This window comes from Actinomadura bangladeshensis, from assembly GCF_004348335.1.
GTDB lineage: Bacteria > Actinomycetota > Actinomycetes > Streptosporangiales > Streptosporangiaceae > Spirillospora > Spirillospora bangladeshensis.
Genome location: NZ_SMJW01000062.1, coordinates 1 through 26,332, shown reverse-complemented (window position 1 = coordinate 26,332; position 26,332 = coordinate 1). Strand labels below are relative to the sequence as shown.

The 26,332-nt window shown below is 71.0% G+C and carries 27 protein-coding genes; 11 read left to right on the top strand and 16 right to left on the bottom strand.

The genetic code is table 11. The features are described 5' to 3' along the window. Positions 1-34 precede the first annotated feature (34 nt). Together E1284_RS14750 and ddaH are read left to right on the top strand one after the other, a co-directional pair. Positions 35-406, top strand: a complete 372-nt coding sequence (locus E1284_RS14750; RefSeq protein ID WP_131939641.1) for a hypothetical protein — start codon at positions 35-37, stop codon at positions 404-406. A gap of 159 nt (positions 407-565) precedes the next feature. Continuing rightward, positions 566-1,408, top strand: coding sequence for a dimethylargininase (gene ddaH, locus E1284_RS14745; protein WP_131939640.1), 843 nt, complete (start codon positions 566-568; stop codon positions 1,406-1,408). Positions 1,409-1,418: 10 nt separating this feature from the next. On the opposite strand, the gene E1284_RS14740 is transcribed toward ddaH, so the two are convergent. Beyond that, positions 1,419-2,660, bottom strand: coding sequence for an MFS transporter (locus tag E1284_RS14740; protein WP_131939639.1), 1,242 nt, complete (start codon positions 2,658-2,660; stop codon positions 1,419-1,421). Positions 2,661-2,730: 70 nt separating this feature from the next. Continuing rightward, complete coding sequence (locus E1284_RS14735; RefSeq protein WP_131939638.1) at positions 2,731-3,303, bottom strand: helix-turn-helix domain-containing protein; 573 nt, start codon at positions 3,301-3,303, stop codon at positions 2,731-2,733. A gap of 91 nt (positions 3,304-3,394) precedes the next feature. Here E1284_RS14735 and E1284_RS14730 point away from each other — a divergent pair, with 91 nt between their 5' ends. Next, a complete protein-coding gene (locus E1284_RS14730; RefSeq protein WP_424923485.1) occupies positions 3,395-4,288 on the top strand; it encodes an NAD(P)/FAD-dependent oxidoreductase in 894 nt (297 codons plus the stop codon). An 84-nt stretch (positions 4,289-4,372) separates the two neighbouring features. Next, entirely contained in the window at positions 4,373-5,407 is a 1,035-nt protein-coding gene (locus E1284_RS14725) for a transcriptional regulator (RefSeq protein ID WP_131939636.1), read from the top strand. On the opposite strand, the gene E1284_RS14720 is transcribed toward E1284_RS14725, so the two are convergent. Further along, positions 5,394-6,839, bottom strand: a complete 1,446-nt coding sequence (locus E1284_RS14720) for a WS/DGAT/MGAT family O-acyltransferase (RefSeq protein WP_131939635.1) — start codon at positions 6,837-6,839, stop codon at positions 5,394-5,396. The two genes, E1284_RS14725 and E1284_RS14720, sit on opposite strands and share 14 nt — an antisense overlap. 258 nt (positions 6,840-7,097) lie before the next feature. On the opposite strand from E1284_RS14720, the gene E1284_RS14715 reads away from it, so the two are divergent. Then, entirely contained in the window at positions 7,098-7,775 is a 678-nt protein-coding gene (locus E1284_RS14715) for a uracil-DNA glycosylase (RefSeq protein WP_131939634.1), read from the top strand. Here E1284_RS14715 and E1284_RS14710 read toward each other — a convergent pair. Beyond that, entirely contained in the window at positions 7,772-8,632 is an 861-nt protein-coding gene (locus E1284_RS14710) for a hypothetical protein (protein WP_131939633.1), read from the bottom strand. The two genes, E1284_RS14715 and E1284_RS14710, sit on opposite strands and share 4 nt — an antisense overlap. Before the next feature lie 135 nt (positions 8,633-8,767). Between E1284_RS14710 and E1284_RS14705 the strand changes: the two genes are divergently transcribed. Then, positions 8,768-9,544, top strand: coding sequence for a lysophospholipid acyltransferase family protein (locus E1284_RS14705; RefSeq protein ID WP_131939632.1), 777 nt, complete (start codon positions 8,768-8,770; stop codon positions 9,542-9,544). Positions 9,545-9,595: 51 nt separating this feature from the next. Continuing rightward, entirely contained in the window at positions 9,596-10,759 is a 1,164-nt protein-coding gene (locus E1284_RS14700) for a DUF5925 domain-containing protein (protein WP_243714484.1), read from the top strand. Between the two features lie 74 nt (positions 10,760-10,833). Here the strand turns inward: E1284_RS14700 and E1284_RS14695 are convergent, their stop codons facing one another. Both E1284_RS14695 and E1284_RS14685 read right to left on the bottom strand, forming a co-directional pair. Further along, a complete protein-coding gene (locus tag E1284_RS14695; protein ID WP_131939631.1) occupies positions 10,834-12,030 on the bottom strand; it encodes a trans-sulfuration enzyme family protein in 1,197 nt (398 codons plus the stop codon). Positions 12,031-12,356: 326 nt separating this feature from the next. Next, the gene (locus E1284_RS14685; RefSeq protein ID WP_165965268.1) at positions 12,357-13,121 is read right to left on the bottom strand and encodes a DUF2470 domain-containing protein; all 765 of its coding nucleotides are present in this window, start codon (positions 13,119-13,121) and stop codon (positions 12,357-12,359) included. A 67-nt stretch (positions 13,122-13,188) separates the two neighbouring features. On the opposite strand from E1284_RS14685, the gene rpsD reads away from it, so the two are divergent. Beyond that, entirely contained in the window at positions 13,189-13,794 is a 606-nt protein-coding gene (gene rpsD, locus E1284_RS14680; protein WP_131939629.1) for a 30S ribosomal protein S4, read from the top strand. Positions 13,795-13,875: 81 nt separating this feature from the next. Here rpsD and E1284_RS14675 read toward each other — a convergent pair whose 3' ends face one another. From E1284_RS14675 to E1284_RS14630, 10 genes are all read right to left on the bottom strand, one after another. Then, complete coding sequence (locus E1284_RS14675; protein ID WP_131939628.1) at positions 13,876-14,373, bottom strand: MarR family winged helix-turn-helix transcriptional regulator; 498 nt, start codon at positions 14,371-14,373, stop codon at positions 13,876-13,878. Between the two features lie 94 nt (positions 14,374-14,467). Continuing rightward, the gene (locus tag E1284_RS14670; RefSeq protein WP_131939627.1) at positions 14,468-15,457 is read right to left on the bottom strand and encodes a hypothetical protein; all 990 of its coding nucleotides are present in this window, start codon (positions 15,455-15,457) and stop codon (positions 14,468-14,470) included. A 67-nt stretch (positions 15,458-15,524) separates the two neighbouring features. After that, the gene (locus tag E1284_RS14665) at positions 15,525-16,820 is read right to left on the bottom strand and encodes an MCE family protein (RefSeq protein ID WP_131939626.1); all 1,296 of its coding nucleotides are present in this window, start codon (positions 16,818-16,820) and stop codon (positions 15,525-15,527) included. After that, a complete protein-coding gene (locus E1284_RS14660) occupies positions 16,817-17,854 on the bottom strand; it encodes an MlaD family protein (RefSeq protein ID WP_243714483.1) in 1,038 nt (345 codons plus the stop codon). Before E1284_RS14660 ends, E1284_RS14665 begins: the two co-directional genes overlap by 4 nt. Positions 17,855-17,922: 68 nt before the next feature. Further along, a complete protein-coding gene (locus E1284_RS14655) occupies positions 17,923-18,945 on the bottom strand; it encodes an MCE family protein (RefSeq protein WP_131939624.1) in 1,023 nt (340 codons plus the stop codon). Further along, positions 18,945-19,964, bottom strand: a complete 1,020-nt coding sequence (locus E1284_RS14650) for an MCE family protein (protein WP_131939623.1) — start codon at positions 19,962-19,964, stop codon at positions 18,945-18,947. The genes E1284_RS14655 and E1284_RS14650 overlap by 1 nt, the downstream gene beginning before the upstream one ends. After that, positions 19,964-21,043 carry an MlaD family protein gene (locus tag E1284_RS14645; protein WP_131939622.1) on the bottom strand — a complete coding sequence of 360 codons (1,080 nt, stop codon included), beginning with the start codon at positions 21,041-21,043 and terminating at the stop codon, positions 19,964-19,966. The genes E1284_RS14650 and E1284_RS14645 overlap by 1 nt, the downstream gene beginning before the upstream one ends. Further along, positions 21,040-22,116, bottom strand: coding sequence for an MlaD family protein (locus E1284_RS14640; protein WP_131939621.1), 1,077 nt, complete (start codon positions 22,114-22,116; stop codon positions 21,040-21,042). Before E1284_RS14640 ends, E1284_RS14645 begins: the two co-directional genes overlap by 4 nt. Next, positions 22,113-22,967, bottom strand: coding sequence for an ABC transporter permease (locus E1284_RS14635; RefSeq protein ID WP_131939620.1), 855 nt, complete (start codon positions 22,965-22,967; stop codon positions 22,113-22,115). The genes E1284_RS14640 and E1284_RS14635 overlap by 4 nt, the downstream gene beginning before the upstream one ends. Then, positions 22,967-23,770, bottom strand: a complete 804-nt coding sequence (locus E1284_RS14630) for an MlaE family ABC transporter permease (protein WP_131939619.1) — start codon at positions 23,768-23,770, stop codon at positions 22,967-22,969. The genes E1284_RS14635 and E1284_RS14630 overlap by 1 nt, the downstream gene beginning before the upstream one ends. A 304-nt stretch (positions 23,771-24,074) precedes the next feature. Between E1284_RS14630 and E1284_RS14625 the strand changes: the two genes are divergently transcribed. The 3 genes from E1284_RS14625 (at position 24,075) to E1284_RS14615 (ending at position 26,233) form a co-directional block, all read left to right on the top strand. After that, on the top strand, positions 24,075-24,602 hold the full coding sequence (locus E1284_RS14625) for a MarR family winged helix-turn-helix transcriptional regulator (protein WP_243714482.1): 528 nt from the start codon (positions 24,075-24,077) through the stop codon (positions 24,600-24,602). 72 nt (positions 24,603-24,674) lie between these two features. Then, positions 24,675-25,514, top strand: a complete 840-nt coding sequence (locus E1284_RS14620; protein WP_131939618.1) for an aggregation-promoting factor C-terminal-like domain-containing protein — start codon at positions 24,675-24,677, stop codon at positions 25,512-25,514. A gap of 89 nt (positions 25,515-25,603) precedes the next feature. Then, the gene (locus tag E1284_RS14615) at positions 25,604-26,233 is read left to right on the top strand and encodes a TetR/AcrR family transcriptional regulator (protein WP_131939617.1); all 630 of its coding nucleotides are present in this window, start codon (positions 25,604-25,606) and stop codon (positions 26,231-26,233) included. The last annotated feature ends 99 nt before the right edge of the window (positions 26,234-26,332 follow it).

The window sequence follows — 26,332 nt, the reverse complement described above, 5'->3', positions numbered from 1 at the left end:
CCGCCCGGACCAGGCGCTTCGTAGCGTCACGAACATGGAGACGAACACACGCAGGGCGAAGAAGGCCGTCAAGGTCTACGCCGCATTCAGCACCGCCGCCCTAGTGACGGTCATCGTGGCGTCGAGCACCGGCCACACGGTGAACACGTTCATGTGGGTCAGGGCGCTCTTGCTTCCCGTGGTCGCCGTGCCCATCTACCGGACGGCCGTCCTCACGTCCCGGGGCTCCCAGCGTGCCTTCGAACGCCTCAGGGCCGTCGCCATCGTCCTACCGATAGCGATCATCGGCGTCGACCTGATCCCCGGCGTCTGCCCGCCCTGGTACACCGCGATGCAGATCGTCTGCATGCTCCCCGTCCTCTACGCCGCCCTCACCCTCCGCACCACATCCCCCGACAATCGCTGACCTGTCGCACGAATGCGCGGCGCAACGAATAGCGCGTACACCGGGAAAACGCGCAACGAAGTGGCAGGTGGGAGCAAGGTTGGCGCATTGGATTGCTTCGCCTTCCTTCCTAGGCTTCCGATTAGTCGATCCCCCTCTCGGATGTCCCTGGAGACACGTATGACCGTCCTGCCGGCAATGCAGCCGAGCACCGTTGAGCGCACCGCGCTGCGGCGGCACTTCCTGATGTGCCGTCCCGAGCACTTCACCGTCACCTATGCGATCAACCCCTGGATGGACCCGGCGGCCGGTGCCGACGCCGGGACTGCCGTCGCGCAGTGGGAGGCGCTGCGGGCCGCCTATCTCGCGCTCGGGCATGAGGTCAGCCTCATCGACCCGATCGAGGGGCTGCCCGACATGGTGTTCGCGGCGAACGGCGCGCTGGTCGTCGGCGGACGGGTCTACGGGGCGAAGTTCACCTTCCCCGAGCGGCACGCGGAAGGCCCCGCGTACTCGAAGTGGATGCGGGAGAACGGGTTCGCGGAGGTGCTGGAGGCCCAGCACACCAACGAGGGCGAAGGCGACTTCCTCACGCTCGACCACGTGATCCTGGCGGGCACCGGGTTCCGGACGGACATCGCCGCCCACCAGGAGGCGCAGGAGTTCCTCGGACGTCCCGTGGTGACGCTCCGGCTCGTCGACCCGCGCTTCTACCACCTGGACACCGCGCTGTTCCCGCTCGGCGGCGACAACGTCGCCTACTTCCCGGGCGCGTTCTCGCCGGGCAGCCGGGCGGTGCTGGAGCGGCTGTTCCCGGACGCGGTCATCGCGACCGAGGCGGACGCGGCCGTGCTCGGCCTGAACGCGGTGTGCGACGGCCGCAACGTCGTCATCAACGCCGAGGCGACCGGGCTGATCGAGACGCTGCGGGCCCACGGCTACGAGCCGGTTCCGGTGGATCTGTCCGAGCTGCGCAAGGCGGGCGGCGGGCCCAAGTGCTGCACGCTGGAGCTGCGCGCCTGAGCGGGCCCGATCAGCGGCGGCGGCGCCGGCGTCCGGTGCTGAGGCCGATGTGGCGGCGGGCCAGGTGGCGGGTCCGCAGGACGCCGGCGATGCCGATCGCCCAGATGCCGATCTGGACGGTCCACGCGGCGCGGAACGCCTCGGGCGTGAACTCGCCGTCCGGCGACAGGGCGTCCAGGACGAGCCCGATCAGCAGGATCGTGACGAGGGAGGCGATGAAGCCGCCCACGTTGACGATGCCGGTCGCGGTGCCCTGCCGGCCGGGCGGGTTGAACGTCCGGGCGTAGTCGAACCCGATCATGGAGCCGGGGCCGCCCGGCGCGACGCACAGGATGAGCAGCACCAGCAGCCAGGCGGGGGCGGGCGGTGGCCAGGCGAGGACCACCGCCCAGGCCGCCGCGTTCATCGCGACGATGCCGAGGACGAGCCAGGACCGGCGCAGCGGGTAGCGGGCGACGAGCCGCCCGATGAACGGGCCGGACACGACGTTGACCAGCACGAACAGCGTCAGCAGCGTGGACGCGGCGGCCGGTGCCATGCCCTGCCCCGACACCAGGTACGGGTAGCCCCACATCAGCGCGAACGTGTTGGACGAGAACTGGGTCACGAAGTGCGACCAGAGCCCGAGGCGCGTCCCGGGGTGCCGCCACGCCGCGACGAGGTTGACGCCCGTCTCGCGCAGGGTGGGGACGTCGGCGTGGCCCGGCCCGTCCCGCAGGAAGGCGACCGCCAGCACCGCCATGAGCACGCCGAGCGCCGCCGCCGACCCGAACGCGGTGCCCCAGCCGGGGCCGTGCAGCAGCGCGACCAGCGGGATCGCGCTGAGCACCTGGCCGAGCTGCCCGAGCTGCCCGGTGAGCTGCGTCACGACCGGGATGTAGCGTCCGGGGAACCAGGTCACGACGATGCCGAGGACGCTGATGAACGTCATCGCGTCGCCCGCGCCGACCATCACGCGGGCGGCGACGGCCGTCCCGATGTCGGTGGACACGGCCATGAGCGCCTGCCCGCCGGCCATGAGCAGCGCGCCGCCCGCGACCATCCGGCGGGGGCCGACGCGGTCGAGCAGGAGCCCGACGGGGATCTGCAGGCCCGCGTAGACGAGCAGCTGCAGGACGGTGAAGGACGCGAGGATCCCGGCGGACGCGTCGAACCGGTGGACGGCGTCCAGGCCGACGACGCCGAACGACGTCCGGTGCAGGACCGCGACCGCGTAGGCGAGGACGCCGACGCCCCACAGCAGCCACGCCATGGGCGCGGCTCTCCGGTCATCCGGGCATTCCTGGGGAGGTTGGGCGGTCTGCACGGATATCCAAGTTATGTCACTTCTGCCGGGGCCTGGCCCGCAGGTGCATCCGCTCCCCCTGCGGCCCGAACAGGGAGAGGACCTCCGCCGTCCCGTCCACGGCGCCGAACCAGTGCGGCAGCCGGGTGTCGAACTCGGCGGCCTCCCCCGGCTCCAGGACCAGGTCGCGGCCGGCGAGGTGCAGCCGCAGCCGCCCGTTCAGCACGTACAGCCAGTCGTAGCCCTCATGGGTCTGCGCTTCGCCCGTCCACCGGCGCTCCGGGACGATCATCTTGAACGCCTGCACCCCGCCGGGCCGCCGGGTCAGCGGCAGCACGGTCATGTCGCCCATCCGCTTCGGGCGCGGCCTGATCCGCGGGTCGCCGACGGCCGGGGCGCCGACCAGCTCGTCCAGCGGGACCTCGTGCGCCTGCGCGAGCGGCAGCAGCAGCTCCAGGCTCGGCCGCCGCTTGCCCGACTCCAGCCGCGACAGCGTGCTCACCGAGATGCCGGTGGCCTCGGCGAGCGCGGTGAGGGTGATGTCGCGGTCCTGGCGGAGCCTGCGCAGCCGGGGCCCGACCCCGGCGAGGACGTCCTCGGTCGTCTCCATGCATCCATTGCAGGATCGGCAAAGATATTTGTCAATCCGGGAAGACCCGGAGCATCCTCGCGGCATGACTGAGAACAGGGAACGCGAAGTACTGGTCATCGGCGGCGGACCGGCCGGGCTGAGCGCCGCGCTCGTCCTGTCCCGGGCCCGCCGCGACGTCACCGTGGTGGACGCGGGCGAGCCCCGCAACGCGACCGCCGAGCACATGCAGGGCTTCTTCACCCGCGACGGCATGCCGCCCGCCGCGCTGCTGGAGACCGGCCGCACCGAGGTGCGCGGCTACGGCGGGGAGATCATCTCCGGGAAGGTCGAGCACGCCGCCGGGGACGCGGCCGCGGGCTTCGTCCTCACCCTCGCGGACGGAACCGCTCTGCGCGGACGGCGGCTGCTGGTCACCACCGGCGTGACCGACGTCCTGCCGGACATTCCCGGCCTTCAGGACCGCTGGGGCCGCGAGGTGCAGATGTGCCCGTACTGCCACGGCTGGGAGGTCCGCGACCAGCGGATCGTCGTGCTGGCGTCGTCGCCGAACTCCGTCCACCAGGCGTCGCTGCTGCGCCAGTGGTCGCCGGACGTGACGTTCCTCGCGGCGAAGGCGCCGGCCGGCGAGGACGCGGCCCGGTTGGACGCGCGCGGCGTCCGCGTCGTGGAGGCCGAGGCGCGGCGCCTCGTCGCCGACGAGGACCGCGTCACCGGGTTCGAGCTGGCGGACGGCTCCGTCCTCCCCTGCGACGCCGTGTTCGTCGCGCCGACGTGGGTCGCCAAGGACGGCCCGCTGACCGACCTCGGCTGCGAGATCGGCGACAACGGCTTCGTGAAGGTGGACGAGACCGGCCGGACGAGCGTCCCCGGCGTGTGGGCGGCGGGCAACGTCACCTTCCCCGGCGGCCAGGTCATCATGGCCGCGTCCGCCGGCTCGATGGCCGCCGCCATGATCAACGCCGACCTCATCGAGGCCGACATCGCGCAGAAGCTCGCCGCCTGATCCCTCCGTTGATCTGCGGCGTGTTGTTGTTATCCCGCCACTCATAACAACAACACGCCGCAGGTCAACGCTTAGGGTGGGCGGGTGGACGAGCGGGGGTGGCGCGCGGCGCGGGCGGTGTTGAACGGCGGCCGCGCGCGGCTCGGAGACATCGCGAGCGCGCTCTATCCCGGTTCGCCGCGCGTCGCGGGGACGCCGCTGCTCTGCCGGGACGGATGGGTGCCGGACGCGCCGGTGCCGCTCGCCGACGTCCGGCTCGAATGGGACGAGCGGCCCGTCACGCCCGCCGTCGCCGATCCGGGCGACGGGCGGCCCGCGCCGCCCGCCGTCGCCGACCCCGAGGACGGGCTGCCTTCCGGCTACCGGACGTACGCCGAGGCCATGGGGGCGCTCGCGCCGCCGAAGGTTTTCGAGGACCGCCCGTCCTACCGGCTGCTCGACGTCCGGCTCCCCGTGCTGCGCTTCGGGCCCGCCCGCTACTTCGACGGCGTGAACGTGGGCGAGTCCGCCGCGCACGAACTGGCGGCCGGGGTGGGCGGCCTGCCGCTGCGGACCCGCATCGGTGACCCGTGCGACCTCACTCGCCGGCCTGCCCTGTGTGCGATTACGACGCTGACGGTGACAGCGTCCGGGGCGTACGTCCTGCATTGGCGCGACCCGGCGAAGGTCGCGCATGCGGGCGGGTTGTACCAGGTGATGCCGGTCGGGGTCTTCCAGCCGCTGCGCGACGAGGGGCCCGATATGTGGGCATGCATGGTCCGCGAGTTCGCTGAGGAACTTCTCGGGATGGAAGAGGACTACGGCGACGACTTCGTCCAGGAAGACTGGCCGTTCCACCGGGCGATGACCGCCGCGCGCGAGGAGGGCCGGTTGCGGGCCCACTTCCTCGGCCTCGGCGTCGACCCGCTGACGTTCGCGCTGGACCTGCTCACGGTCGTCGCCGTCGACGACGACCTGTTCGGCGACCTGTTCGGCGGGCTGGTCGAGGTCAACGACGAGGGCACGGTGTCGACCGCGCCGTTCGACGGGACCGTCCCGCGGCCGATGCAGCCCGCCGGCGCCGCCGCGCTGAGGCTCGCGTGGCGGCACCGCGAAGCGCTCGGCCTCACTCGCGGCTGAGGGCCTTCAACTCGTCCAGCGCGTCCACGAGGTGGTCCACGATCTCGGACGGGTCCGGGACGAGGTCGCGGCAGGCGACGATGCCGATGTTGACCTTGCCGTCGTAGGAGAAGACGGTGATGTTGAGGCCGCCGCTCACGTCCGTCACGACGGAGATCGGGTAGTAGCCGAGCACCTTCGCGCCGCGCAGGTACAGCGGGAACTGCGGGCCCGGCACGTTCGAGATCATCAGGTTGACCGGGCGCAGCGACAGCGCGGGCGCGGCCTGCAGCGCCAGCTTCGTCACGGCGGCGGTGAGCGGGGCGGGCAGGACGCCGCTCATGTCCCGCACCCAGGCGCCGGACGAGCGGGTGAACCGCCGCTTCGCCACGTCCATGTCGTGCCGGACGGCGGCGTACCGGTCGGCCGGGTCCGGGATGTGCGTGGCCAGCGGCGCCGTCATCAGCGACAGCTGGTTGCCCGGCTCGGCGACCGCCGCGCCGCGCCGCAGCGACACCGGGACGGCCGCGACCAGCGGGCGGTCCGGCAGGTCGCCGCGCTTGTCGAGCCACTGCCGCAGCGCCGTCGCGCACACCGCCATCACGACGTCGTTCACGCTGCCGCCGAGAGCGCGCCTGACCTCCTTGATCTGGGCGAGCGGCAGTTCCCCGAAGGCGACCGAGCGGCGGCGGCCGATCGGCAGGTTGAACGGGGTCGGCGGCGCGCTCGTCCGGGGCGGCTTCGGCGACCCCGGGCGGCGCAGCGCGCCCTGCAGCGCCGACGCCACCAGGCTCACCCCGGGGACGGCCCCGAGGCCGGGGATCTCGTCCAGGTACGGGGCCGTCCGCACCAGCGACACCGCCGACCGGACGGGATGCAGCGCGGCCCGCAGCAGCCCGGTGCCGACCATGTCGATCATGCTGGGGGCGACCGCCGGGGCGGACTCGTCGGCCGGCACCTCGCGCGGCTCCGGGGACAGGTCGAGCAGCGCGGCGAGCGTCTCGGCGGCCATCACGCCGTCGACGGCGGCGTGGTGCACCTTCACATAGACGGCGGTCAGCCCGCCCTGGAGTCCCTGGATCAGCACCAGCTCCCAGAGCGGGCGGGCGAGGTCGAGCGGCTGCTCGTGGAGCATCCCGACGATGTCGGCGAGCTGCCGGGCGGTGCCGGGCGCCGGCAGCCCGATCTCGCTGATGTGCCGTTCGGGCTCGAAGTCGGGGTCGTCCTCCCAGTACGGGTTGTCCAGGCCGAACGGCACCTGCACGAGCCGCTGCCGGAGCGGGCGGGCCGCCAGGTGCGCGCGTTCGCGGACCAGCTCGGCGACGAGGGGAACCGTGAGCCGGCCGCCGGGGCACTTCCCGGCGTCGACGAGTCCCAGCCCGGCGATATGGGCGTGGGTCGTATCGGTCTCCGCGTGGAGGAAGGTGGCGTCCACGGTGGTCAACTGGCTCATGCTCTGGGTCCCGTCCGCTCGTTCTGCGCCTGCCCTGCCTCTCTATGGGTTATGCGCTCGGAGACGGCAGGTCAACGCGCACCGGAAGGAAGCAACAGGGATTTAACGGGGCGTTTCGCCCAGTTCATATGCCGTTTTGAGCGGGCGCTGGACAAGATTTTCACCACCCCCGACCTCATGCGGTCAGAAGACTTCACAAGGGGGAGCAACAGGGCAAATATCGGCGAGGACCTGATCGGCGCACTAGGCTGGTGCGCCATGACGGCACGACCACTCTCGGAGATCGTCGAAGCGGGATGGGCGACCGCGCTGCAGCCGGTCGCCGGGACGATCGCCGCGGCGGGCGACTGGCTGCGCGCCGAGGTGGCCGCCGGCCGCCGCTACCTGCCCGCCGGGAACCACATCCTGCGCGCGTTCACGCAGCCGTTCGACGACGTCCGCGTCCTCATCGTCGGGCAGGACCCCTACCCGACGCCGGGCCACCCGGTCGGCCTCAGCTTCTCCGTCGCGCCCGACGTCCGGCCGCTGCCCGCAAGCCTGATCAACATCTACCGGGAGTACTGCAGCGACCTCGGGCACCCCGAACCGTCCAACGGCGACCTCACCCCCTGGACCGAGAACGGCGTCTGCCTCCTCAACAGGTCGCTGACCGTCATGCCCGGCAAGCCCGGCTCGCACCGCAACAAGGGCTGGGAAGAGGTCACCGAGCAGGCCATCCGCGCGCTCGCCGCCCGGGGCCGCCCGCTCGTCGCCATCCTGTGGGGACGGGACGCCCGCAACCTCAAGCCGATGCTCGGCGCCGTCCCGTGCATCGAGTCGCCGCACCCGAGCCCCTACTCGGCCGACCGGGGCTTCTTCGGCTCCCGCCCGTTCTCCCGGGCCAACCAGCTCCTGGAGCAGCAGGGCGCCGCCCCGGTCGACTGGAAGCTGCCCTAGCCCTCGTCCGGCAGGTGGCGCAGGAGCGTCGCGAACTCGCCGGTGCCCTCCGTGGGGGCGTCGGCGGGCAGCGGGGTCAGCCGGCGGGCGCCGTGGCTCCAGTAGACGCCGGGCGCGCACGGGTCGTCGGCGACGTCGTACATCTCCCGGACCACGTCCGCGAACACCGGCAGCACCTCGCGGACGGCCGTGGACGTGATCGGATACAGCAGCAGCGTGCTGTGGCACGGGACGCCCACCAGGGCGCCGTGCTCGTTCGGCCACGGAAGGAACTGGTCGACCTCGCTGAGCAGCGCCGACACGTACCGGCTCCCGGGCTTGTTCACCACGCGGACGTCGCGTCCCGGCAGGAGCGGCTGGTCGTGGACGGAGACGTCCGCCAGCTCCCGGTCGTGGGTGTTCGTCATCACGTAGCCGAGCTTGTGCAGGCCGAGCAGCCCGGCGCGGGCCTTGGTGAGCGGCCCGCCGTAGCGCGGATGCTCGATCATCACCATCGCGTCGAAGTGGTCGCCGGCCGGGACCACGACGAGGCCCTCCCGGTCGCGCGGCGCGAGCTTCGGCACTATGCGCAGCCGCAGCAGTTCCCGGACGTCTCCGAACAGCTCCATCTCACCGATCGCGAGGAACGCGCGGTCGCCGACTTCGCGGACCCACTCGTCCACCACCTGAGGCCATACCGAGCGCGGCTCGCGGGCGCACCGCTCCAGGACCGTCCAGCTGGAGGCGCGCGCCTCGGACCGGCCGACGGGCAGCACCACCTCGGACGTGCCGGGGTCGAACCAGGCGCTGGGCGCCAGGGCGGGCAGCACGTCGCGGATGAGCGCGTGCACGTCCGCCGCCGCGTCCAACGGTTCCATGAAAGCTCATCCTCCTTCAGCCGTCGGCGGATCACGTCACCCCCCAACCTTCTCAGAGATCGGCCCCGTTGTGTGATCCATCGCGATGACGGCCGCACACTCGCTGATCATGGACGGCTCAAGTACGGTGCCTACATGCGCGAACTCGTGTACCCACCGGTGATCAAGACGGCTGTCGGTGTGTTCAAGGCCCTGAACATCAAGTTCCGTCTGGAGGGGACCGACCAGATCCCCAGTACCGGCGGCGCGGTGCTCGTCAGCAACCACGTGAGCTATCTCGACTTCATCTTCGCCGGTCTCGCCGCCCATCCCGCCAAGCGGCTGGTGCGGTTCATGGCGAAGAAGGAGATCTTCGACAACCGGATCGCCGGGCCGCTCATGCGTGGAATGCACCACATCCCGGTCGACCGGAACGCAGGCGCCTCGTCCTACGCCGCGGCGCTGAAGGCGCTGAAGGGTGGTGAGATCGTCGGGGTGTTCGCGGAGGCGACGATCAGCCGGTCGTTCACGGTGAAGGACATCAAGAGCGGCGCCGTGCGGATGGCGGTCGCGGCCAAGGTACCGCTCGTCCCCGTCGCGCTCTGGGGCCCGCAGCGCATGTGGACGAAGGGCCGCAAGCGGCGGCTGCTGCAGCGCAACGTCCCGGTGACGATCCTCGTCGGCGAGCCGATGTACCCCAAGCGCGGCGACGACTACGAGGCCGTCACGCAGGAACTGCACCGCCGCATGTCGGAGCTGCTGGAGAAGGCGCAGCGCGAGTACCCCGAGGTCCCGCGCTCGGACGAGACCTGGTGGCAGCCCGCCTACCTCGGCGGGACGGCGCCGACCCCCGAGGAGGCCGAGAAGCTCGACCTCGAGGAGGCCGAGGCGCGCAAGGCCGCCCGCGAGGCCCGCGAGTCCGGCGGCTCCTGACCGGCGTAATTCGTTGGACGCCGCCCATCACCGCGCGTGATCATTCTTGGCATGACCATGTCGCAGGAGAGGCCGCAGGAGGTCCTGCATCTGATCGAGCCCCTGGAGAGCACCGCCGACCCGGGGGCGGGGCCGCTGCTGCCCGTGGTCTTCAACCTGTCGGACGACAACTCGCCGTCCGACGTCATGGACGTGCTGTCGCTGCGCCCGTTCGCGTCCGGCGAGCAGCCGTGGTCGCGGTCGACGCGGCTGGAGAACGTGAAGGCGGACGCGCCGCTGCGCCCGGACGGCGCCCGCCTCGTCCGGGCCGCGCACGACAACGGCAACGCGTCGCTGCTGTCCGAGGGCGACGGCTGGACGCTGCTGGTGAACCGCTGGAAGAACGGCGGCGCCTACGTCGCGGTGTCCGCCGTCACCGATGAGCTGGCCGAGACGATCCTCGACGCGACCGTCAAGGACGCGACCGAGCCGCCGAAGACCGACGAGAACAACGTCGAGATGGGCTTCTGGCACATGGGGTCGCGCGGCCCGGTCCGCAGCGAGCGCGGGATCACCGCCGACTCCTGGGACGAGATCCGGCGCAACTACACCGCGCCGGTCGCCGAGGCGCTCGACGAGGTCATGGCCCTCACCCGCGACGAGGTCGCCGGCCGGCTGCTGCTCCTGCACGGCCCGCCCGGCACCGGCAAGACCACCGCGCTGCGCGCCCTCGCCCGCGCGTGGAAGGGCTGGTGCCAGGCCGACTGCGTCCTCGACCCGGAGTCGCTGTTCGGCACCCCGAGCTACCTGATGGAGGTCGCGGTCGGCGACGACCACGACGAGAACCGCCGCTGGCGGCTGCTCATCCTGGAGGACTGCGACGAGCTGATCCGCGGCGAGGCCAAGCAGTCGACGGGCCAGGGCCTGTCGCGCCTGCTCAACCTCACCGACGGGATGCTCGGCCAGGGCCGGGACGTCCTCGTCGCCATCACCACCAACGAGGACCTCGCGATGCTGCACCCGGCCGTCGTCCGCCCCGGCCGCTGCCTCGCCCAGATCGAGGTGGGCCGCCTCACCCGGCAGGAGTCGCTGGCCTGGCTGGACGACGCCGACGTCCCGCCCACCGACATCGGCGCCGACGGCGCGACGCTCGCCGAACTGGCGGCCCTCCGCAAGGGCGAGAAGCGCCCCGACGCCCAAGGCACCCCCGCCACGGCCACCGGCTTCTACCTCTAGCGCGGTTCACCGGGTGCGTTGACCTGCGGCGTGTTGTTGTTATGAGCGCATCGGAAGCAACAACACGCCGCAGGTCAACGACGTGGCGTCCCGGTCGCCTTCTGCAGGGCCTGGGTGATGTCGGTCCAGAGGTCTTCGGGGTGTTCCAGGCCGATGGAGAGGCGGACCAGGCCCTCGGCTATGCCGGCGGCGGCGAGGGTGGGGGCGTCCATCTGGCGGTGGGACGTGCTCGCCGGGTGCATGACCAGGGTCGCGATGTTGCCCAGGGACGGGCCCAGGGAGATCAGGTCGACGGACTCGGAGAAGGTGCGGCCGGCGTCGCGGCCGCCGGTGAGTTCGAAGGCGAGGACGCCGCCGGCGCCGTCCGGGAGGAGCCGGCGGGCGACCTCGTGCTGCGGGTGGCCGGGCAGGCCCGGGTAGTGGACGCGGGTGACGGACGGGTGCGCGGCCAGGCGGCGGGCGATGTCCAGGGCGGAGGCGCTCTGCCTCGCCACGCGCAGCGGCATCGTGGCGAGGCCGCGGACGGTCAGCCAGGCGGCGTGCGCGTCGGCGGTGGAGCCGAGCTCGATGGCGTGGTGCCAGACGCGCCGGTGGACGTCCGGGTCGGCGAAGACGGCGACGCCCCCGATGATGTCGCCGTGCCCGCTCAGGAACTTGGTGGCCGAGTGGACGACGATGTCGACGCCGTGGTCGATGGGCTTGCACAGGAGCGGCGCGAAGGTGTTGTCGACGACGGTCAGCACGCCGGTGCCGCGGACGGCCTCGGTGAAGGCGGGCAGGTCGGTGACGTGCGTGGTGGGGTTGGCGATCGTCTCCAGGTAGAGGAGGCGGGTGGCGGGGCGCAGGGCGTCGCGCACCTCGGCCGGGTCGTCGCCCTGGACGAAGGTGACCTCGACCCCCCAGCGCTCGGCGAGGTTGGTGAGGAGCGCGTAGGTGCCGCCGTAGAGGGCGGTCTGGGCGATGACGTGGTCGCCGCTGCGCAGCAGCCCCATGAGGACGGCGTTGACCGCGCCCATGCCGGACGCGGTGGCCAGCGCCCCGGCGCCGCCTTCGAGTTCGGTGACGGCGCGCTCCAGGGAGCGGACGGTCGGGTTGCCCATCCGGGCGTAGAAGAACGCCCCGTCCGGGCCGGCGAAGGCGGCGGCCAGGTCGTCGGCGGCGTCGAAGGCGAACAGGTGGCCCTGGTAGATCGGGACGGCGAGCGGTCTGCTGCCCTCCGGAGCGATCACGGGCGGGTGGACGGCGCGGGTCTGCGGGTGGTGTCCGGTCATGTTCCCAGCCTGCGCCCGGATCCGGGGGGCCGGGAACGGCCAATCGCGACCAGTGGCCCGGACCACGCCCCCGGCTTTCCGCTCCGCGGCCGCGGACCACCGGCCCGGCCGGGGGCGCCGGGCCCCTCACCGGTACGGTTCCCGTCACCGGCCGGCCCACCCCGCGAGGACCGACCGGCGATCGGGATCGTCCCGGACAAAGGTGCCGTTTCGGCATCCCTCGACCGGAGTTCCGAGCATCACCCGGCGGGCCGCCTCGCCGCCATCCGGGAGATCACCGCCATCTCGCGGCGCGGGTCCGGTGCGGGGCCGTACGTACCTACGGGTCAGCCCCGGGCCGCGCGGGCGAACAGCTTCCGGTAGACGCAGCGGAGACCGTGGAGATCACTGACAGGCCGGGCGAAGGGGAGCCGCACGTCGAACGGCGACGGGTGGGCCGGCGGTGAGCAGCGTACCCAGATCCCGTACCGGTCGAGCGCGAGCGGCCGGACGGGCCCGGACGGGACGGAGTCGGGCAGCAGCGCGGCCATCTCGTCCCGGTGCGTGGAGTCCAGGTGGGTGAGGACGCCGGCCTCGATCGCGACGAACGGGTCCGGTGCGGCGGCCGCGTACTCCTCGGCTTCGAGGGTGGCGCTCCCCCACACGTCGTCGATCTCGACCTGCGCGACTTCGAGGGCGAGGACCGTCCAGTCCCCGTCCTTGAGGTCGAGAAGTTCGGGACGCGGGTGGACGTGCGACAGCCGCAGCGCCGCGTCCCGCAGTTCGGCGTCCGGCACCCGGCTGAGCCAGCCGTGCAGCCAGGCGCGGCCGCGCACCCGGTCGGGGAACGCGACCGGCGCGACGTCGGAGATCCGCAGGGTGGCGGGCATGTCGTCCGGTTCGGCGGCGAGCGCGGCGACGACCGGCGCGGCGGACGGCACGAGCAGCAGCGGCCGGCCGCCCCGGTCGGTGGTGTGCGCGGGGACGTGCGCGTCCGGAACGCGGGGCGCGGCGAGCACCCCGCCCGCCATGCCGTAGGCCAGCGTCCGTGCCCGCTCCGCCGGCCCCGGCCCCTCCGCAGTCGCCTCCGCCGTCGTCTCCGCTCGCCGCACCACTACCTCCTTGACGTATCGAGTTAGGCTTACCTAACTTAGGTTCACCTAACCACTAAGGAGAGTGATGGACAAGACCCGTCCGAAAGTACGGTTGTCGCGGGCGCTCGGGATTCCGCTGACGCCCAAGAGCGTGAAGTACTTCGAGGCCCGGCCCTACCCGCCCGGCGTGCACGGGCGTGCGCGCAAGCAGGAGAGCGACTACAAGGTGCGGCTGCGGGAGAAGCAGCGGCTCCGGGCGCAGTACAACATCCGCGAGGCGCAGCTCCGCAACGCCTTCGCCAAGGCCGCCAGGGCCGGGGAAAAGACCGGCGACGTGCTCCTCGCCGACCTGGAGTGCCGGCTGGACGCGCTCGTCCTGCGCGCCGGGTTCGCCCGCACCATCTACCAGGCGCGGCAGTTCGTCGTGCACCGGCACGTACTGGTGAACGGGCGCCGCGTCGACCGGCCGTCCTACCGGCTCCGCCCCGGCGACGTCATCACGATCGCCGAGCGCAGCCGCGCCATGGACGCGTTCCAGATCGCCGCAGCCGGCGGGCACGCCGAGAACGTCCCGCCCTACCTCGACGTCCGGCACGAGGCGCTCGCCGCAAGGCTCACCCGGCTTCCCGAGCGCGCGGAGATCCCGGTGATCTGCGACGAGCAGCTGGTAGTCGAGCACTACTCCCGCTAATGCGGCCGATGCGTTGACCTGCGGCGTGTTGTTGTTATGAGCGCGTCGAAAGCAACAACACGCCGCAGGTCAACGACGTGGCTAGCGGAGGTCGCCGAGTTCCTCGCGGGCCGTGGCGCGGAGGGTGCGCAGGGCGTCCACGAGAGCGCGGCGCTGCTCCTCGGTGAGGGGGCCGGCGAAGTGCTCGCGGAGCGTCTCGGCGTGGACGCGCAGGGCCTCCTCCAGCTTCGCGCGGCCCGCCGGGGTGAGGTCGACCATCTGCCGGCGCCGGTCGCCGGGGGCCGGTTCGCGGCGGACGAGGCCGGCCTCCTCCATCCGGTCGATGATGCGGGTCATGCCGCCGCTGGTCAGGATCAGCTCACCGGCCAGGCCGCCCATCGACCGCGGGCACTCGGCGTCCGCGCCCGACAGCCGCAGCAGCACCTCGAAGGCCGCGTGCCGGATGCCGCAGCGGCGCTCCAGCTCCCGGCCCGCGATCCGCTCCAGCGCCGACGCCGCCCCGAGCAGCGCGCCGAACTCGTGGACGACGTCGTCGGCGACGATCGCGCCCTGCCCGTCCTGCTCCGTCACCGTCACCATGCCGCCCCGCCTTCGTCCCGCCGCCCCGTCGTCGTACGCATAACGTGCGGCCGCCCCGCACGCTTCCGCGCGGGGCGGCCCCTGCCGGCGAACCTCAGTTCTTCGGCTTCTCGCTGTTCTCCGCCTTCGGCGACGGAGACGTGGACCCGCCGCCGCTCGGCACGCCGGGGATCTGGCCCTGCTGCTGGTTCCGGTTCTGGTCGTTGATGCCGGACGGGTACTGCTGGGTGATCTTCCAGTCCCCGTCGATCTTGCTGAGGGACAGCCGCAGCAGCGTCGCGGGCTGGTTGATCGCCCCGCTCTTGGTCTTCAGCGACATGTCCATCATGAGCACCGCCGTGGCGAACTTGCCGTTGACGCTGCCGACGAAGACCTGGTTGCTCTTGGAGGACAGCACCACCTGCGCGTCGGCCTGGAAGGCGCTGGCCACGGTCGGCACCGTGTTCTTCTTGTAGTCGTCGAGCATGTCCCCGGCGAGCAGCTTCATGGCCTTGTCGGTCTGCGTCTGGTAGTTCGCGGCGTTGTAGTTGTACGCGACGTCGCCGTACGCGGAGGCGACCTTGCCGATGGCCTCCCGCTCGTCCTGCTTGGACGACAGCGAGTGCGCGCTCGTCCCCTGCCAGATCGCCAGTCCCCCCAGCACCACGATCAGGACGGCCAGCACCACCGTCGGCACGAGGGGCAGGCTGAAGGCGTCCGTGCGCGCCGGCTCCTTCTCCTCGGCCTTCTCCGGGGGTTCGAGGGCGGCCGGACGCGGCTTGACGGTCTGCACCGCCGGCTTCGCGACCGGCTCGGGGGCCGGCTTGGGAGCGGCCTTGGCGGCGGGCTCGGCCGGAGCCTCCGCCTCGGCCTCCGCCGCGTCCTCGGCGTCGAGGGCCTCCAGCACCTCGTCCAGGTCCTCGTCGTCGATGACCTCGATGACCCGCACGCGGCGCTTGCGCTTGGCGGCGGGCCGCGCCGGAGCCGCGGCGGCCTCCGCGGCCTCGCCGGAAGCCGCCTCCTCGGTCTCCGCCTGCTCCTCGGCCGGGACCGCCTCGACCTCGTCGACCTCGTCCTTGCCGGTCTTGCCGGTCTTGGCTGTCACTTGGGCAACTCCTCGGGGATTGGGTCAGTCCTTGCTCCGGCGCGGCCGGGCTCAGCACGTCACCGGCTCAGTCCTTCCGCCGGCGCAGCCGGCTCAGGCGGGACACCACGGGCACCGAGCCCATCATGACCCTGATCAGCACCAGCAGGGCGATGACCGGGGGAACGTACACTAGCCACAGCGGCGGGCCGCCGGAAGAGTCCTCGTTGTTGGCGGCCTTCTTCGCCTGCACGTTCTTCTGGTCCAGCGCGGGGTCGTGCGTCGGGATCGTCTCGCCCGGGTTCTTGGCCTTGTAGGGCTTCTGCTTCGTCACCGCCGGCATCCGCCCGCCGGGGCAGGTGGGCACCTTGTTCACGGCCGGCTGCCCGAGCGGGTACTTGTACTCCAGCGTCGCGGGCGTGTTCAGCGTGACCTGGAAGACGACGTTCAGGACGGGCTTGCCCTGGTCCATCCCGATCACGTTGTCGAGGACGTTCTTCAGCTGCGGCGCCTTCGCCAGCGTCTTGTTCAGGTCGTACAGGTAGCGCGGGTTGTACTTCCCGACGCCCCAGTTGCCGAGCATGTCGACGGTGCAGCCGAAGTCGCCCTCGGTTTTGCCGAGCAGCCCGTTGACGGTGGACAGCAGGTCCGGGCCGCGGTCGCGCAGCTCGGCGATCTGGCCGCGGACCTGGCTGAGCGCGGCGGTGAGCGCGGCCAGGTTGTCGATGCCGGCGCCGAGCGAGCCGCGGTTTCGGTTCAGCACGGTGGTGATCCGGCCGAGGTCCTTGGTCAGCCCGTCGAGCAGCTCGGTGTTCTCCGCGAACGTCTTGGTCAGGTCGTCGCCGCCGTTGATGATCTGGCGGAGCGACTCCTCGCGTCCCGACCAGCCCTCGGCCAGCTCGTGGGTGAGGATCTTGGCGTCCTCGGGGTTGATGGCCTTGAGCGAGTCGATGACCGCGCCGAACAGGTCGCCGTACTTCGGCGGGACGGACGTCTGCGACACCGGGATGACGGTGCCGGGCTTCATCGCCGGGGCGTCGGCCCTGCCGGCGCCGGGGGTCAGCTCGACGACCGGCTCGCCGACCGCGGACTTGCGGGCGGCGGCGGCCGTGACGCCCTGCGGGATCGTCACGCCGCGGTCGATGTCGAGCCGGACGATGACCTTGTCCTTCTCCAGCTTCACCGAGTCGATCTTGCCGATCCGCAGGCCGAGGTAGTCGACCTCGAAGTTCGGGTGCAGGCCCGGCGAGGACTCGAACTCGACCGTGATGTGGTACGGCCGGTCGATGAAGTCGAACCGGATGACGTTGTTGAACGCCCACACGAGCATGACCACGGCGAGGATGCCGAAGGCCGCCAGGTTGATCGTCAGTCGCCTGCTCATCCGCGCGGCTCCAGCATCTTCTCCAGGTCCGGCAGAGCGTCTCTGAGCTGCTTCGGAATCTCCGGCGTCGTGCTCTTCTTCTTCGGCGCCTCACTGAGGCCGGGGAAGAGCGGCCGCCCGTCCGGCCAGGTGATCCGGAGGATCGGGTACAGCAGCAGCTGGCCGTCGTAGCTGGCCAGCGGGATCTTGTAGGAGAAGGCCACGATGCCGTCCACCACGGCGGTGAGGCGCTTGCGGTTGCTGCCGAGCTGCTGCAGGACGGGGTCGAGGTCGTTCAGCAGCTTGCGGAACCGCTGGATGCGGCCCTCCAGCACCTTGTCGTTCAGCTCGCGGGCCATCGTGGTGAGCTTGTCGACCGCCTTGATGATCTTGTCTTTGTCGTCGTTCAGCATCCGGCTGGTGCGCTCGAGCTGGCCGGGCGCCTCGGCCAGGGCGTCGCTGCCCTTGGCGAGCGAGTGCCCGAGCTGCGCGAAGTGGTCGATGGACTCGCCGAGCTCGATGCGCTGGGCGGCGAACATCCTCAGCAGGTCGCTCGCCTGCGCGATCGTCTTGTTGAGCTTCTGCCCGTTGCCGTCCAGCGCGGTGGCGCCGGCGTTGACGACCGTCGCCACGTCGTCGCCGGCGAGCGCCTGGATCAGCGGCCCGGCCTGCCCGACGACGTCCTCGAACGCGGGCTGGACGCTGGTGTCGGTGATGGCGGCGCCGGAGGCGAGGAACGGGCCGCGGTCCATGCTGCCGCCGGGCGGCAGCTCCAGGTCCACGTAGTTCTCGCCGAGCAGCGATGTCACCTTGATCTCGGCGCGGGTGCCCTTGGGGATCTTGACGTCGTCCTCGATGGACATCGTCGCCCTGGCCTTGTAGCCGACGAGCTCGACCTTGGTGACGGTGCCGATCGTGATGTCGGACATCTGGACGCTGTGCCCGGCGACGAGGCCCTGCGCGTCGTCGAACGTGGCGGTCAGGGTCAGGTCGCCCTTCGGCGCGCCCGCGGTCTTGTAGGAGCAGCCGGAGACCGCGAGGACCGCGGCCACCATGACGAGGAGGACCCTCCGGCCCTTGCCGGGGGGTGTGGGGGGTCGCCCCCTCACAATGACTCGGCCCATCAGTTGCCTCCGTCCCAGGGGCAGTTGGAGTTCGGCTTGGGCAGCGGGCAGCCGACGTCGTCGGTGTTCATCAGGCCCTTCAGCCACGTCCGCAGGAAGGCGTCGGTGGCGAAGCGGATCTGCAGCGACTTGTTCTTCGGGTTGTAGCCGCCGATGAGGGCGTCGCCGATGCCGGGCAGCACGTGCAGCAGCTGCGCGATCTCCTTGGCGTTGCCCTTGAGGACCAGCGCGGCCCGGGTGAGGACGGCGAGGTCGTAGGGCAGGTTGCCCTTGTACTTCTGGATCAGCTTGTCGCCGTTCTTGGCGAGTTCGAGGATGCCGCTGATCAGCTGCTGCAGTTCGCCGCGCTCGGAGCTGAGCACCCGGCTGGCCTCGCCGAAGTCCCGGATCATCGTGCCGAGGACCTGCTCGCGCCCGCGCACCACTCCGGCGAGCCGGTCGAGGTTCCGCGCGACCGCGATGAGGTCCTGGTCCTGCCCGGCGACGTTCTCGATGAGGCGGGCGCTCTGCTCGAGCGTGGCGTTGAACTCCTTGCCGTTGCCCTTGACGGTCCCGGCGGCGGTGCCGAGCGCGGACTGCATCTTGGTCGGGTCGAGCGCGTTCGCGAGGTTGGTGAAGGAGCTGAGCGCGTCGTCGACCTCGACCGGCACGTGGGTGCGCTCGATCGGGATGACGTTCGCGGTCTCCTTCTCCTCCCCCGGCTTCCACGCCGGGTGCAGGACGAGGTTCCGCTCGCCGATGAGGTTCAGCGGGACGATCGACGCCTGCACACCGCGCGGGAGCGGGACGTCCCGGCGGATGTGGAACGTCACCTTGACCTTGTCGCCCTGGTTCTCGACCTTGTCGACGAGGCCGACGTCGGCGCCCATCACCTTGACCTTGGACTCCTTGTAGAAGGAGCGCGCCTTCGGGACGTAGACGACCATGGTGCGGTCGCCGCCGGACGGGGCCAGCGAGCAGCCGCCGGCCGACGCGGCCATGGTGAGGGCGAGCGCCGCGGCGAGGCCCTTCCCCCTGCCCATCAGTTGCCTCCCTGGCGCCGGGTGGAGATCGGGCCGGGCGGCTGCAGCGGGCCGAGCCCGGTGAGCACGCCCTCGATCCAGTTGCCGTTGCCCTTGAGGTTGGCGACCTGCTGGAACGTCGGCCCGAGCAGCGAGAAGTCGGTGTTGAGCGCGTCCATGTTGGGCGCGAGCCTGGTGGTGAGCAGGTGCAGGTTGTCCAGCAGCGCGTCGAGCTGCTTCTGGTTCTTGGAGATGACGTTGGACAGCGTCTGGACGGTCCGGTTGCCCTGCCCGATCGTCGCGGCCAGCTCGTTGCGGCGCCGCACCAGCGTCTGCAGCAGCACCTGGCTGGAGTTGATGATCTCGCGGAGCTGCTCGTCCTTGCCCGCCAGCGTCCCGGTGATCGTCTTGCTGCTCTCGATGAGCTTCTGGATCTGCGGGTAGGAGTCGTTGAGCATCCGGGAGACGTCCTGGATGTTGGTGAGGACCCGGTTCAGCTTCTCCGCGCCCGGCGACTTGATCTTGTTGACCTCGGTGAGCAGTTTGTCGATGCTCTTCTCGTCGAGCTTGCCGACGATGTTCTGCGCGCCTTCGAGGGCTTCGGGGACGGTGAAGGGGACGCTGGTGCGGGTCAGCGGGATGCGCCGCTTCGACTCCGGCACGTCCGACATGTAGGGCTTGGACACCGGGCCGGACAGCCGCAGGTACCGGCCGCCGAGCAGCGTCGTCGTCTGGATCTCCGCCCGGGTCTTCGGCCCGAGGTCGATCCCGGCGTTGACGTGCCAGGTAACGATGACCTTGCCGTGCTTGAAGTCCGGCGTCACCGAGGTGACCCGGCCCGACTTCACTCCGGCGACCCGGACGTCCTGGCCCTTCTTCAGCCCGGCGGCGTCGCTGAACTCGCCGCTCATCGTGTAGCCGCGCTCGAACAGGTGCAGCTGCCCGACGGCGAACGCGAACACGCAGGCGGCGCCGAGCGCGGAGACCGTGACGATCGCGACGAGCTTCTGGTTGACGTCCCGCAGGGACTTCAGCGCCATCAGCCGCCACCCCCTTGCAGCATCGCCTTGAGCTTGGCGAGGTCGTCCTTGGACGGCTGGCCGGTGCCGGGCGCCTTCGGCAGCTCCATCGGGAACGGGCAGGGCCCCTGCATCACGTTCAGGCAGAGCGCGTTGGTGCGCAGGAAGTGGCCGCCGTTCGCGGTGGAGAACAGCTGCCGCAGCGTCAGCGGGAGCTGCTGCACCATCTTCTCGAGCTGGTCGACGTTGAGCCGGAACGTGGTGGCGAACTTGCCGAGGTTGTCGATGATGCGGGCGAGCTGGGCGTCGTTGCCGCCGAGCACCTGGTTGAGGTTGGTGGTGACGCCGCCGATCTCGACGATCGCGTTCTCCAGCAGCCGCCGGTTGTTCGCGAACACCTTGGTCAGCGACTCCAGGTTGTCGATGCTCGCGGCGATCTGCTTGTCGCGGGTGGCGACGGCGCCGCTCACCGTCTCGTAGTCGTCGATCATTCCCTCGATCGTCTTCTTGCGCGCCGCGAACGTCTGCAGGAGCAGGTCCAGGTTGTCGGTCAGCAGCGAGATGTTCTGCTCGTTGCCGTCCAGCGCCTGGGAGAAGGAGAAGAGGATCTTGTTGAGCTGGTTCGGGTCGAGGTTGCGGGTCAGCGGGCCGAGCGCGTTGACGACATCGCCGAGGTCGACCACGGACCGGGTGTGCGGGACGCGGTCGCCGTCGCCGAGCATCGTCCGGCTCGTCCCCGGCTCCAGGTAGACGACCCGCTGCCCCATCACGTTGCGCCAGCGGATGGCGGCGGTGGAGTCGGACGGCAGCTTGACGTCCTTGTCGACGGCCATCCGCACCACGGCCTTGCCGCGCACCACCTCGATGCCGTCCACCTGGCCGACGGGCGTGCCGGCGACCTTGACGTCGTCGCCCTCCAGCAGGCCGGTGACGTCGTCGAAGGTGGCGGTCACCTTGTAGCGGGCGTTGAAGCTGGTGCCGAGGATCTGCTGGCCGATGTAGAAGGTGAGCAGCCCGGTCAGCGCCACGAACACCAGGAACTTCAGCGTGGTCGCGTAGTCGGGTCCGCGCGCCGCCTTGCGGCGAATCCGCGGGCTCATGGGCGCCCCCCGGTCTTCTTCTGCCCCGGCAGCTGCATCTCGAAGGCCGTCTTCGCCGGCGGTGTGGTGCACGCGTCGATGAAGATCTGGCAGATGTCCAGCGGGAGGTCGTCGCGCGCCTGCGCGATCACGGTGCCCTCCGGGCCGGGGATGCGGATGATCTGCGCCAGCAGGTTGAAGAACCCGTTCAGGCTGTCCAGCAGCACCGGGATGTTGCGCCGCTGGTTGTCGAACACCGACACGAGGTCGCCGCCGTTGTCGATGATCTTCCCGAGGTTGCCGCCGTGCTGCTGGAGGTTCCGGCCGAGCGTGTCACCGAGCTTGGTCGACTCGTCCAGGAGCTGGGAGACCTTGTCGGGACGCTCGTTGATCGCCTGCGACAGCCGGTTGAAGTCGCCGGTGAACGCGGCGAGCGTGCCGCCGCGGGACGCGAGCGTGCCGGACAGGCCGTTGATGTCGTTCAGCAGCGCGTTGATGGCGGCGCGGTCCTTGTGGGTGGCGTCGACGACGATCGCGCCGTTGTCGATCGTGCGGCGCAGCGCCGGGCCCTGGCCGGACAGCCCGGCACCGAACGTGTGCAGGATGGTCGCGACGTCGTCGGGGTTGATGGCCTTGGTCAGCTCGTAGGCGGGCCAGGCGGTGTCGGACAGGTCCTCCGGGTCGTGCGTCTTCGCGATCGTCCCGCCGTCCTTCAGGTACGGGCCGCTCAGCTCGTGCGCGCCGAGGTCGAGGCTGATGTCCTTCGGGCCGAACACCGAGACGGGCTCGACGGTCGCGACGGCGGTGTCGGCGACCTGGACGCCCTTGTCGACCCGGATCCGCACCTTGACGCGGCCCTGGTCGTCGAGTTCGAGGTGGTCGACGGTGCCGACGGAGATCCCGCGGACCTTCACCTCGGACTTGCTCGGGTCGAGGCCCTGCCCGGCCCGGCTGAACGTCGCGTTGTAGTACGTGGAGCCGGAGTGGTCGGGGGTCGAGCCGATCGCGACGAACGCCGCCGCGGCGGCGATGACGCCGGCGCCGACGAGCCCGAAGACCGTCCGGGAGCGCTGGGAGAGGGTCTCTTCGCTCATCCGGTCAGCTTCACTGTGCTGCCGTGTCCCCAGAAGATGTAGGACAGGACGAGGTTCATGAGGATCATCAGGATGGTCGACTCCCGGATCGCGCGGCCGGCGGCGACACCGACGCCCACCGGGCCGCCCGCCGCGTAGTAGCCGCGGTAGCAGTGGATGAACATGATGATGAAGGCGAACACGGCGACCTTGATGACGCTGTAGAAGACGTCGATCGGCGGCAGGTAGAGGTGAAAGTAGTAGTCGTAGATGCCGGGCGAAAGACCGAAGTACTGGATCGTGATGAACCTGGTGGCGAAGAACGCCATGAACAGTGACACGAGGTACAGCGGCACGAGCGCGATGACGCCGGCGGCGACGCGGGTGCAGACCAGGTAGGCCAGGGAGTTGATGCCCATGACCTCCAGCGCGTCGATCTCCTCGGAGATCCGCATCGCGCCGATCTCGGCGGTGAACCCGGTGCCGACCTGCGCGACCAGCGCGACGCCCGCGATGATCGGGGTGACCTCGCGGACGTTGGAGTAGCTCGCCACGAGGCCGGTGAACGCCTCGGCGCCGATGCGCTCGAGCCCGGGGTAGCCCTGCAGGCCGACCATCGCGCCGGTGGCGAGCGACATCGTCGCGATCACGAAGATCATGCCGCCGCCGATGACGAGCGCGCCGACGCCGACGGTGATGTCGCTGACCTGCTTGGCGAGCGTCTTGCCGTACTTGCGCTTCAGGATGATGTCGAAGAACAGGTGGTAGAGGACCCGGCCGAGGAAGATCGGCAGGTTGGCCGAGGCGGCGAGGCCGGCGGTCCGGCCCTTGAAGGCCCGGCCCAGCTTGCGTACGGGGGATATGGCGACCATCAGAACCTCGGGGGGAAGAGGACCTGGTAGATCATGGTGAGGATGTAGTTCGTCGCGAACACCACGATCGAGGTGACGACGACGGCCTTGTTCACCGCGCGGCCGACGCCGACGGGGCCGTAGTCGCAGTTCATGCCCATGTAGCAGGCGACGGCGGCGGCGATGAAGCCGAACACCCACGCCTTGAACAGGGTGATGACCAGGTCCGAGAACTGCAGCAGTGTCGTCGAGCCGTCGAAGAACGCGCCCGGGCTGACGCCCTGCTGGATGACGTTGAAGTAGTAGCCGCCGATGACGCCCGCCAGGATCACCACCGAGCACAGCAGCCCGGACACCATGCTCGCCGCCCACAGCCTGGGGGTGACCAGGCGGTGGATCGGGTTGATGCCCATGACCTCCATCGCCGCGAGTTCGTCGCGGATGTTGCGGGCGCCCATGTCGGCGGTGATCGCCGACCCGCCCACGCCGGACACCAGCAGCGCGGCGGCCAGCGGCGCGACCTGCTGGATCATCGCGGCGGTGAGCAGCGCGCCGGTGCCCGACTGGGCGCCGAGCTGCCGGGCGATGTCGCCCACCTGGAGCGAGATCGTGGCGCCGAGCGGCACCGCGATGAGCATGACCGGGACGGCCGTGACGCGGGCCAGGAACCAGCACTGCTCGATGAACTCGCCCCACCACTGGCGCAGGTCCCAGGAACGGCGCAGCCCTTCCAGCAGGGTCACGCACAGCAGCCCGGTCTCGTCGAGCGCTCGCCCGACGCGTCTGCGTGCCAGGTCGGGGGCCTTGGTCAAGCTCAAGGCCATCAGCCGGTGACCTCCCCCTGGGGGGCGGGGTGAAGGTACATACCAGCCTCCTTCGTTCTCGGACGTCGGCGCCCATCCGATACTCCGGATCCCGCCGGACCATAGGCGGCGCCAACGTCCTTGCCAGTGCGCGCCTCCGTGGTCTCGGCAGAGACCGGGATCACCAGGGTGCCCAAGCAAGCACTCGGGCACCACTCGTGTGATCTGAGGCACTCTATTGGAAGAAGGTCTAAGAAGCGAGTACTTACATCTGCTTTTGTCCGAAGCTACGATCGGCCGCACGATGATCGAGGCGGGACGAGAGATGGCAGCGGACCCGGGCGGCGGAGCCGACCCGCTGGTCATGGGCGTGCGCGACCGCTGGGACGCGCACGGGCTCCAGGGCGAGCCCTGGCCGTTCATGGCGATCTGCTCGGTGGCGCGGCTGCACCAGCTGCTGAAGAAGGCGCTCGACGACGAGCTGAAGGCTCTGGACCTCACCCGCACCGGCTACTTCCTGCTGACCGCGCTGGCCCTCACCACGCGCGGCAGCGCGCGGCTGAGCACGCTCGGCCGGTTCCTGATGATGCATCCGACGACCGTGAAGCTGACCGTCGACCAGCTCGAGGCGGCGGGGCTCGTCGGCCGCACCCGGCATCCGCGCGACCGGCGCGCGATCCTCGTCGAGATCACCCCGGCCGGGCGGGAACGGGTCAACGAGGTCGGCGCCGCGCTGGAGGCGCCGGGCAGCGCGTTCGCCCCGTTCGGGGGCATGCACCGGGAGCTGTTCGAGGCGCTGCAGCCGGCGCGCCTCGCGGCCGGCGACGTGGAGCCCGTGCAGCGCGCGGACTGAACCGCGTACCATGCGGCCCGCGTACCTTCACTCCGACGACATGAATCCCGGGCGATAAGGCAGTCTTCTCCTATGCCACAGAGTCACGGCACTCGCAGACGTCCCTCCGGCGGCGGCCGGCGTGCCCGCTCCGCCCCCGTTCCCGCCCCGCGCGAGGCGCCTGAGGCACGCGGCCCGGGCGGTCCCCGCGGCCCGTACGACGGCGACCGGTTCGACGGGATGCCGCCGCTGCCGCCGGAGAAGAAGCGGCGCGTGCGGCGCGTCCTCACCAGCAACGTGACCATCACCGTCGCCGCGATCGCGATCATCGGCACCGGGGTGACGCTGGTCGACCTGGACGCGTTCACCGGCGACGACACCAAGCCGCCGCAGGCCGCCGCAGCGGGGCTGTCGACGAACGACATGCTCGCGAAGCTGACCTCGGCGTCCGACATAGACAGGGTCACGGCCAACGCTGTCGCCCAGGCCAAGGAGCGCGCCTACAAGGAGCACCAGGCCGAGATGAAGCGGCTCAAGGAGAAGGCGAAGCGGGACGCGGCGGCGCGGGCGAAGCTGAAGGCCGAGCAGGAGCGCGAGCGGGAGCGCAAGCGGCTCGCCAACTCCAACCCGAGCGCCGCGCAGAACAAGGCGTACGGCAAGAAGATGAACGCCCTCAAGGGCTGGGGCCGCTGCTGGCCGTCGCTGCTGACGCTGTGGAACCACGAGAGCGGCTGGAACGAGCGGGCCGAGAACCCGTCCAGCGGCGCCTACGGCATCCCGCAGGCGCTGCCCGGCTCGAAGCTGGCGAGCGCGGGCGCCGACTGGCGCACCAGCTCCCCCACCCAGATCGCGTGGGGCCTCGGCTACATCAAGGCCCGCTACAAGGACCCGTGCGGCGCCTGGTCCTGGTGGCAGGCCCACAACTGGTACTAGCTCCGTTGACCTGCGGCGTGTTGTTGTTATGGACGCCCCCATAACAACAACACGCCGCAGATCAACGGGGTGGGTGGCAGCATGGGGGGATGCGGACTAGGCAGAACGGCGACGGGACGGGGGGCGGCGGGCGGCAGTGGGCCCGCGCCGACGCCACCCGGCAGGCGCTGCTGAGCGCGGCGCAGCAGGTCTTCGCCGACCGCGGCTACGCCGACGCGGGCATCGCCGAGATCGTGGAGCGGTCCGGGATCAGCGTCGGCAGCCTCTACCACCACTACGGCGGCAAGGCCGGGCTGTACGTGGCGCTGTGGGAGGAGCTGTCCGCCGAGCAGGAGGCGAGCGCCGCGCAGGCCGTGTCCGCCGCCCGCAAGGACGGCGAGTCCGACCCGATCGCGCTGTTCACCGCCGGCGCCCGGGCGTACCTGCGGGTGTGCTGGGAGCGCCGGGAGGCGGCCCGGCTGTTCCTCGGCGGGGAGGGCCCGTCCGGGTCGTCGCTGATGCGGCGCAGCCGCGCCCAGCACTGGATCGCGCAGAACACCAAGCTGCTGCGCGGCGCCGGGCCCGGCGAGCCCGCGGGACGTCCCGAGAAGGTGCTGAGCCTGGTGCTCACCACGGTGATCGGCGAGGCCGGACGCGAGATCGCCACGGCCGAGGACGAGACCGAGGCCGCCGAGATCGTCGACGAGGTCTGCCGCATCCTCATCCGCCTGGCCCGCTGACCGCCTCGCCCGGTGCGGCGCTCCGTCCGGCGGGCACGGCAGGTGCCGGGTGCTGAGCACCTCGCCCGGCGGCCGCCCGGAATGGGCCGCGCTCAGGGG

Bases quoted from the DNA above. Each gene is read 5' to 3' on its own strand.
- E1284_RS14750 (WP_131939641.1), top strand. From the start codon at position 35: ATGGAGACGAACACACGCAGGGCGAAGAAGGCCGTCAAGGTCTACGCC.
- ddaH (WP_131939640.1), top strand. From the start codon at position 566: ATGACCGTCCTGCCGGCAATGCAGCCGAGCACCGTTGAGCGCACCGCG.
- E1284_RS14740 (WP_131939639.1), bottom strand. From the start codon at position 2,660: ATGGCGTGGCTGCTGTGGGGCGTCGGCGTCCTCGCCTACGCGGTCGCG.
- E1284_RS14735 (WP_131939638.1), bottom strand. From the start codon at position 3,303: ATGGAGACGACCGAGGACGTCCTCGCCGGGGTCGGGCCCCGGCTGCGC.
- E1284_RS14720 (WP_131939635.1), bottom strand. From the start codon at position 6,839: ATGAGCCAGTTGACCACCGTGGACGCCACCTTCCTCCACGCGGAGACC.
- E1284_RS14715 (WP_131939634.1), top strand. From the start codon at position 7,098: ATGACGGCACGACCACTCTCGGAGATCGTCGAAGCGGGATGGGCGACC.
- E1284_RS14710 (WP_131939633.1), bottom strand. From the start codon at position 8,632: ATGGAACCGTTGGACGCGGCGGCGGACGTGCACGCGCTCATCCGCGAC.
- E1284_RS14705 (WP_131939632.1), top strand. From the start codon at position 8,768: ATGCGCGAACTCGTGTACCCACCGGTGATCAAGACGGCTGTCGGTGTG.
- E1284_RS14700 (WP_243714484.1), top strand. From the start codon at position 9,596: ATGACCATGTCGCAGGAGAGGCCGCAGGAGGTCCTGCATCTGATCGAG.
- E1284_RS14695 (WP_131939631.1), bottom strand. From the start codon at position 12,030: ATGACCGGACACCACCCGCAGACCCGCGCCGTCCACCCGCCCGTGATC.
- rpsD (WP_131939629.1), top strand. From the start codon at position 13,189: ATGGACAAGACCCGTCCGAAAGTACGGTTGTCGCGGGCGCTCGGGATT.
- E1284_RS14675 (WP_131939628.1), bottom strand. From the start codon at position 14,373: ATGGTGACGGTGACGGAGCAGGACGGGCAGGGCGCGATCGTCGCCGAC.
- E1284_RS14665 (WP_131939626.1), bottom strand. From the start codon at position 16,820: ATGAGCAGGCGACTGACGATCAACCTGGCGGCCTTCGGCATCCTCGCC.
- E1284_RS14660 (WP_243714483.1), bottom strand. From the start codon at position 17,854: ATGGTGGCCGCGGTCCTCGCGGTCTCCGGCTGCTCCTACAAGACCGCG.
- E1284_RS14655 (WP_131939624.1), bottom strand. From the start codon at position 18,945: ATGGGCAGGGGGAAGGGCCTCGCCGCGGCGCTCGCCCTCACCATGGCC.
- E1284_RS14650 (WP_131939623.1), bottom strand. From the start codon at position 19,964: ATGGCGCTGAAGTCCCTGCGGGACGTCAACCAGAAGCTCGTCGCGATC.
- E1284_RS14645 (WP_131939622.1), bottom strand. From the start codon at position 21,043: ATGAGCCCGCGGATTCGCCGCAAGGCGGCGCGCGGACCCGACTACGCG.
- E1284_RS14640 (WP_131939621.1), bottom strand. From the start codon at position 22,116: ATGAGCGAAGAGACCCTCTCCCAGCGCTCCCGGACGGTCTTCGGGCTC.
- E1284_RS14635 (WP_131939620.1), bottom strand. From the start codon at position 22,967: ATGGTCGCCATATCCCCCGTACGCAAGCTGGGCCGGGCCTTCAAGGGC.
- E1284_RS14630 (WP_131939619.1), bottom strand. From the start codon at position 23,770: ATGGCCTTGAGCTTGACCAAGGCCCCCGACCTGGCACGCAGACGCGTC.
- E1284_RS14625 (WP_243714482.1), top strand. From the start codon at position 24,075: ATGGCAGCGGACCCGGGCGGCGGAGCCGACCCGCTGGTCATGGGCGTG.
- E1284_RS14620 (WP_131939618.1), top strand. From the start codon at position 24,675: ATGCCACAGAGTCACGGCACTCGCAGACGTCCCTCCGGCGGCGGCCGG.
- E1284_RS14615 (WP_131939617.1), top strand. From the start codon at position 25,604: ATGCGGACTAGGCAGAACGGCGACGGGACGGGGGGCGGCGGGCGGCAG.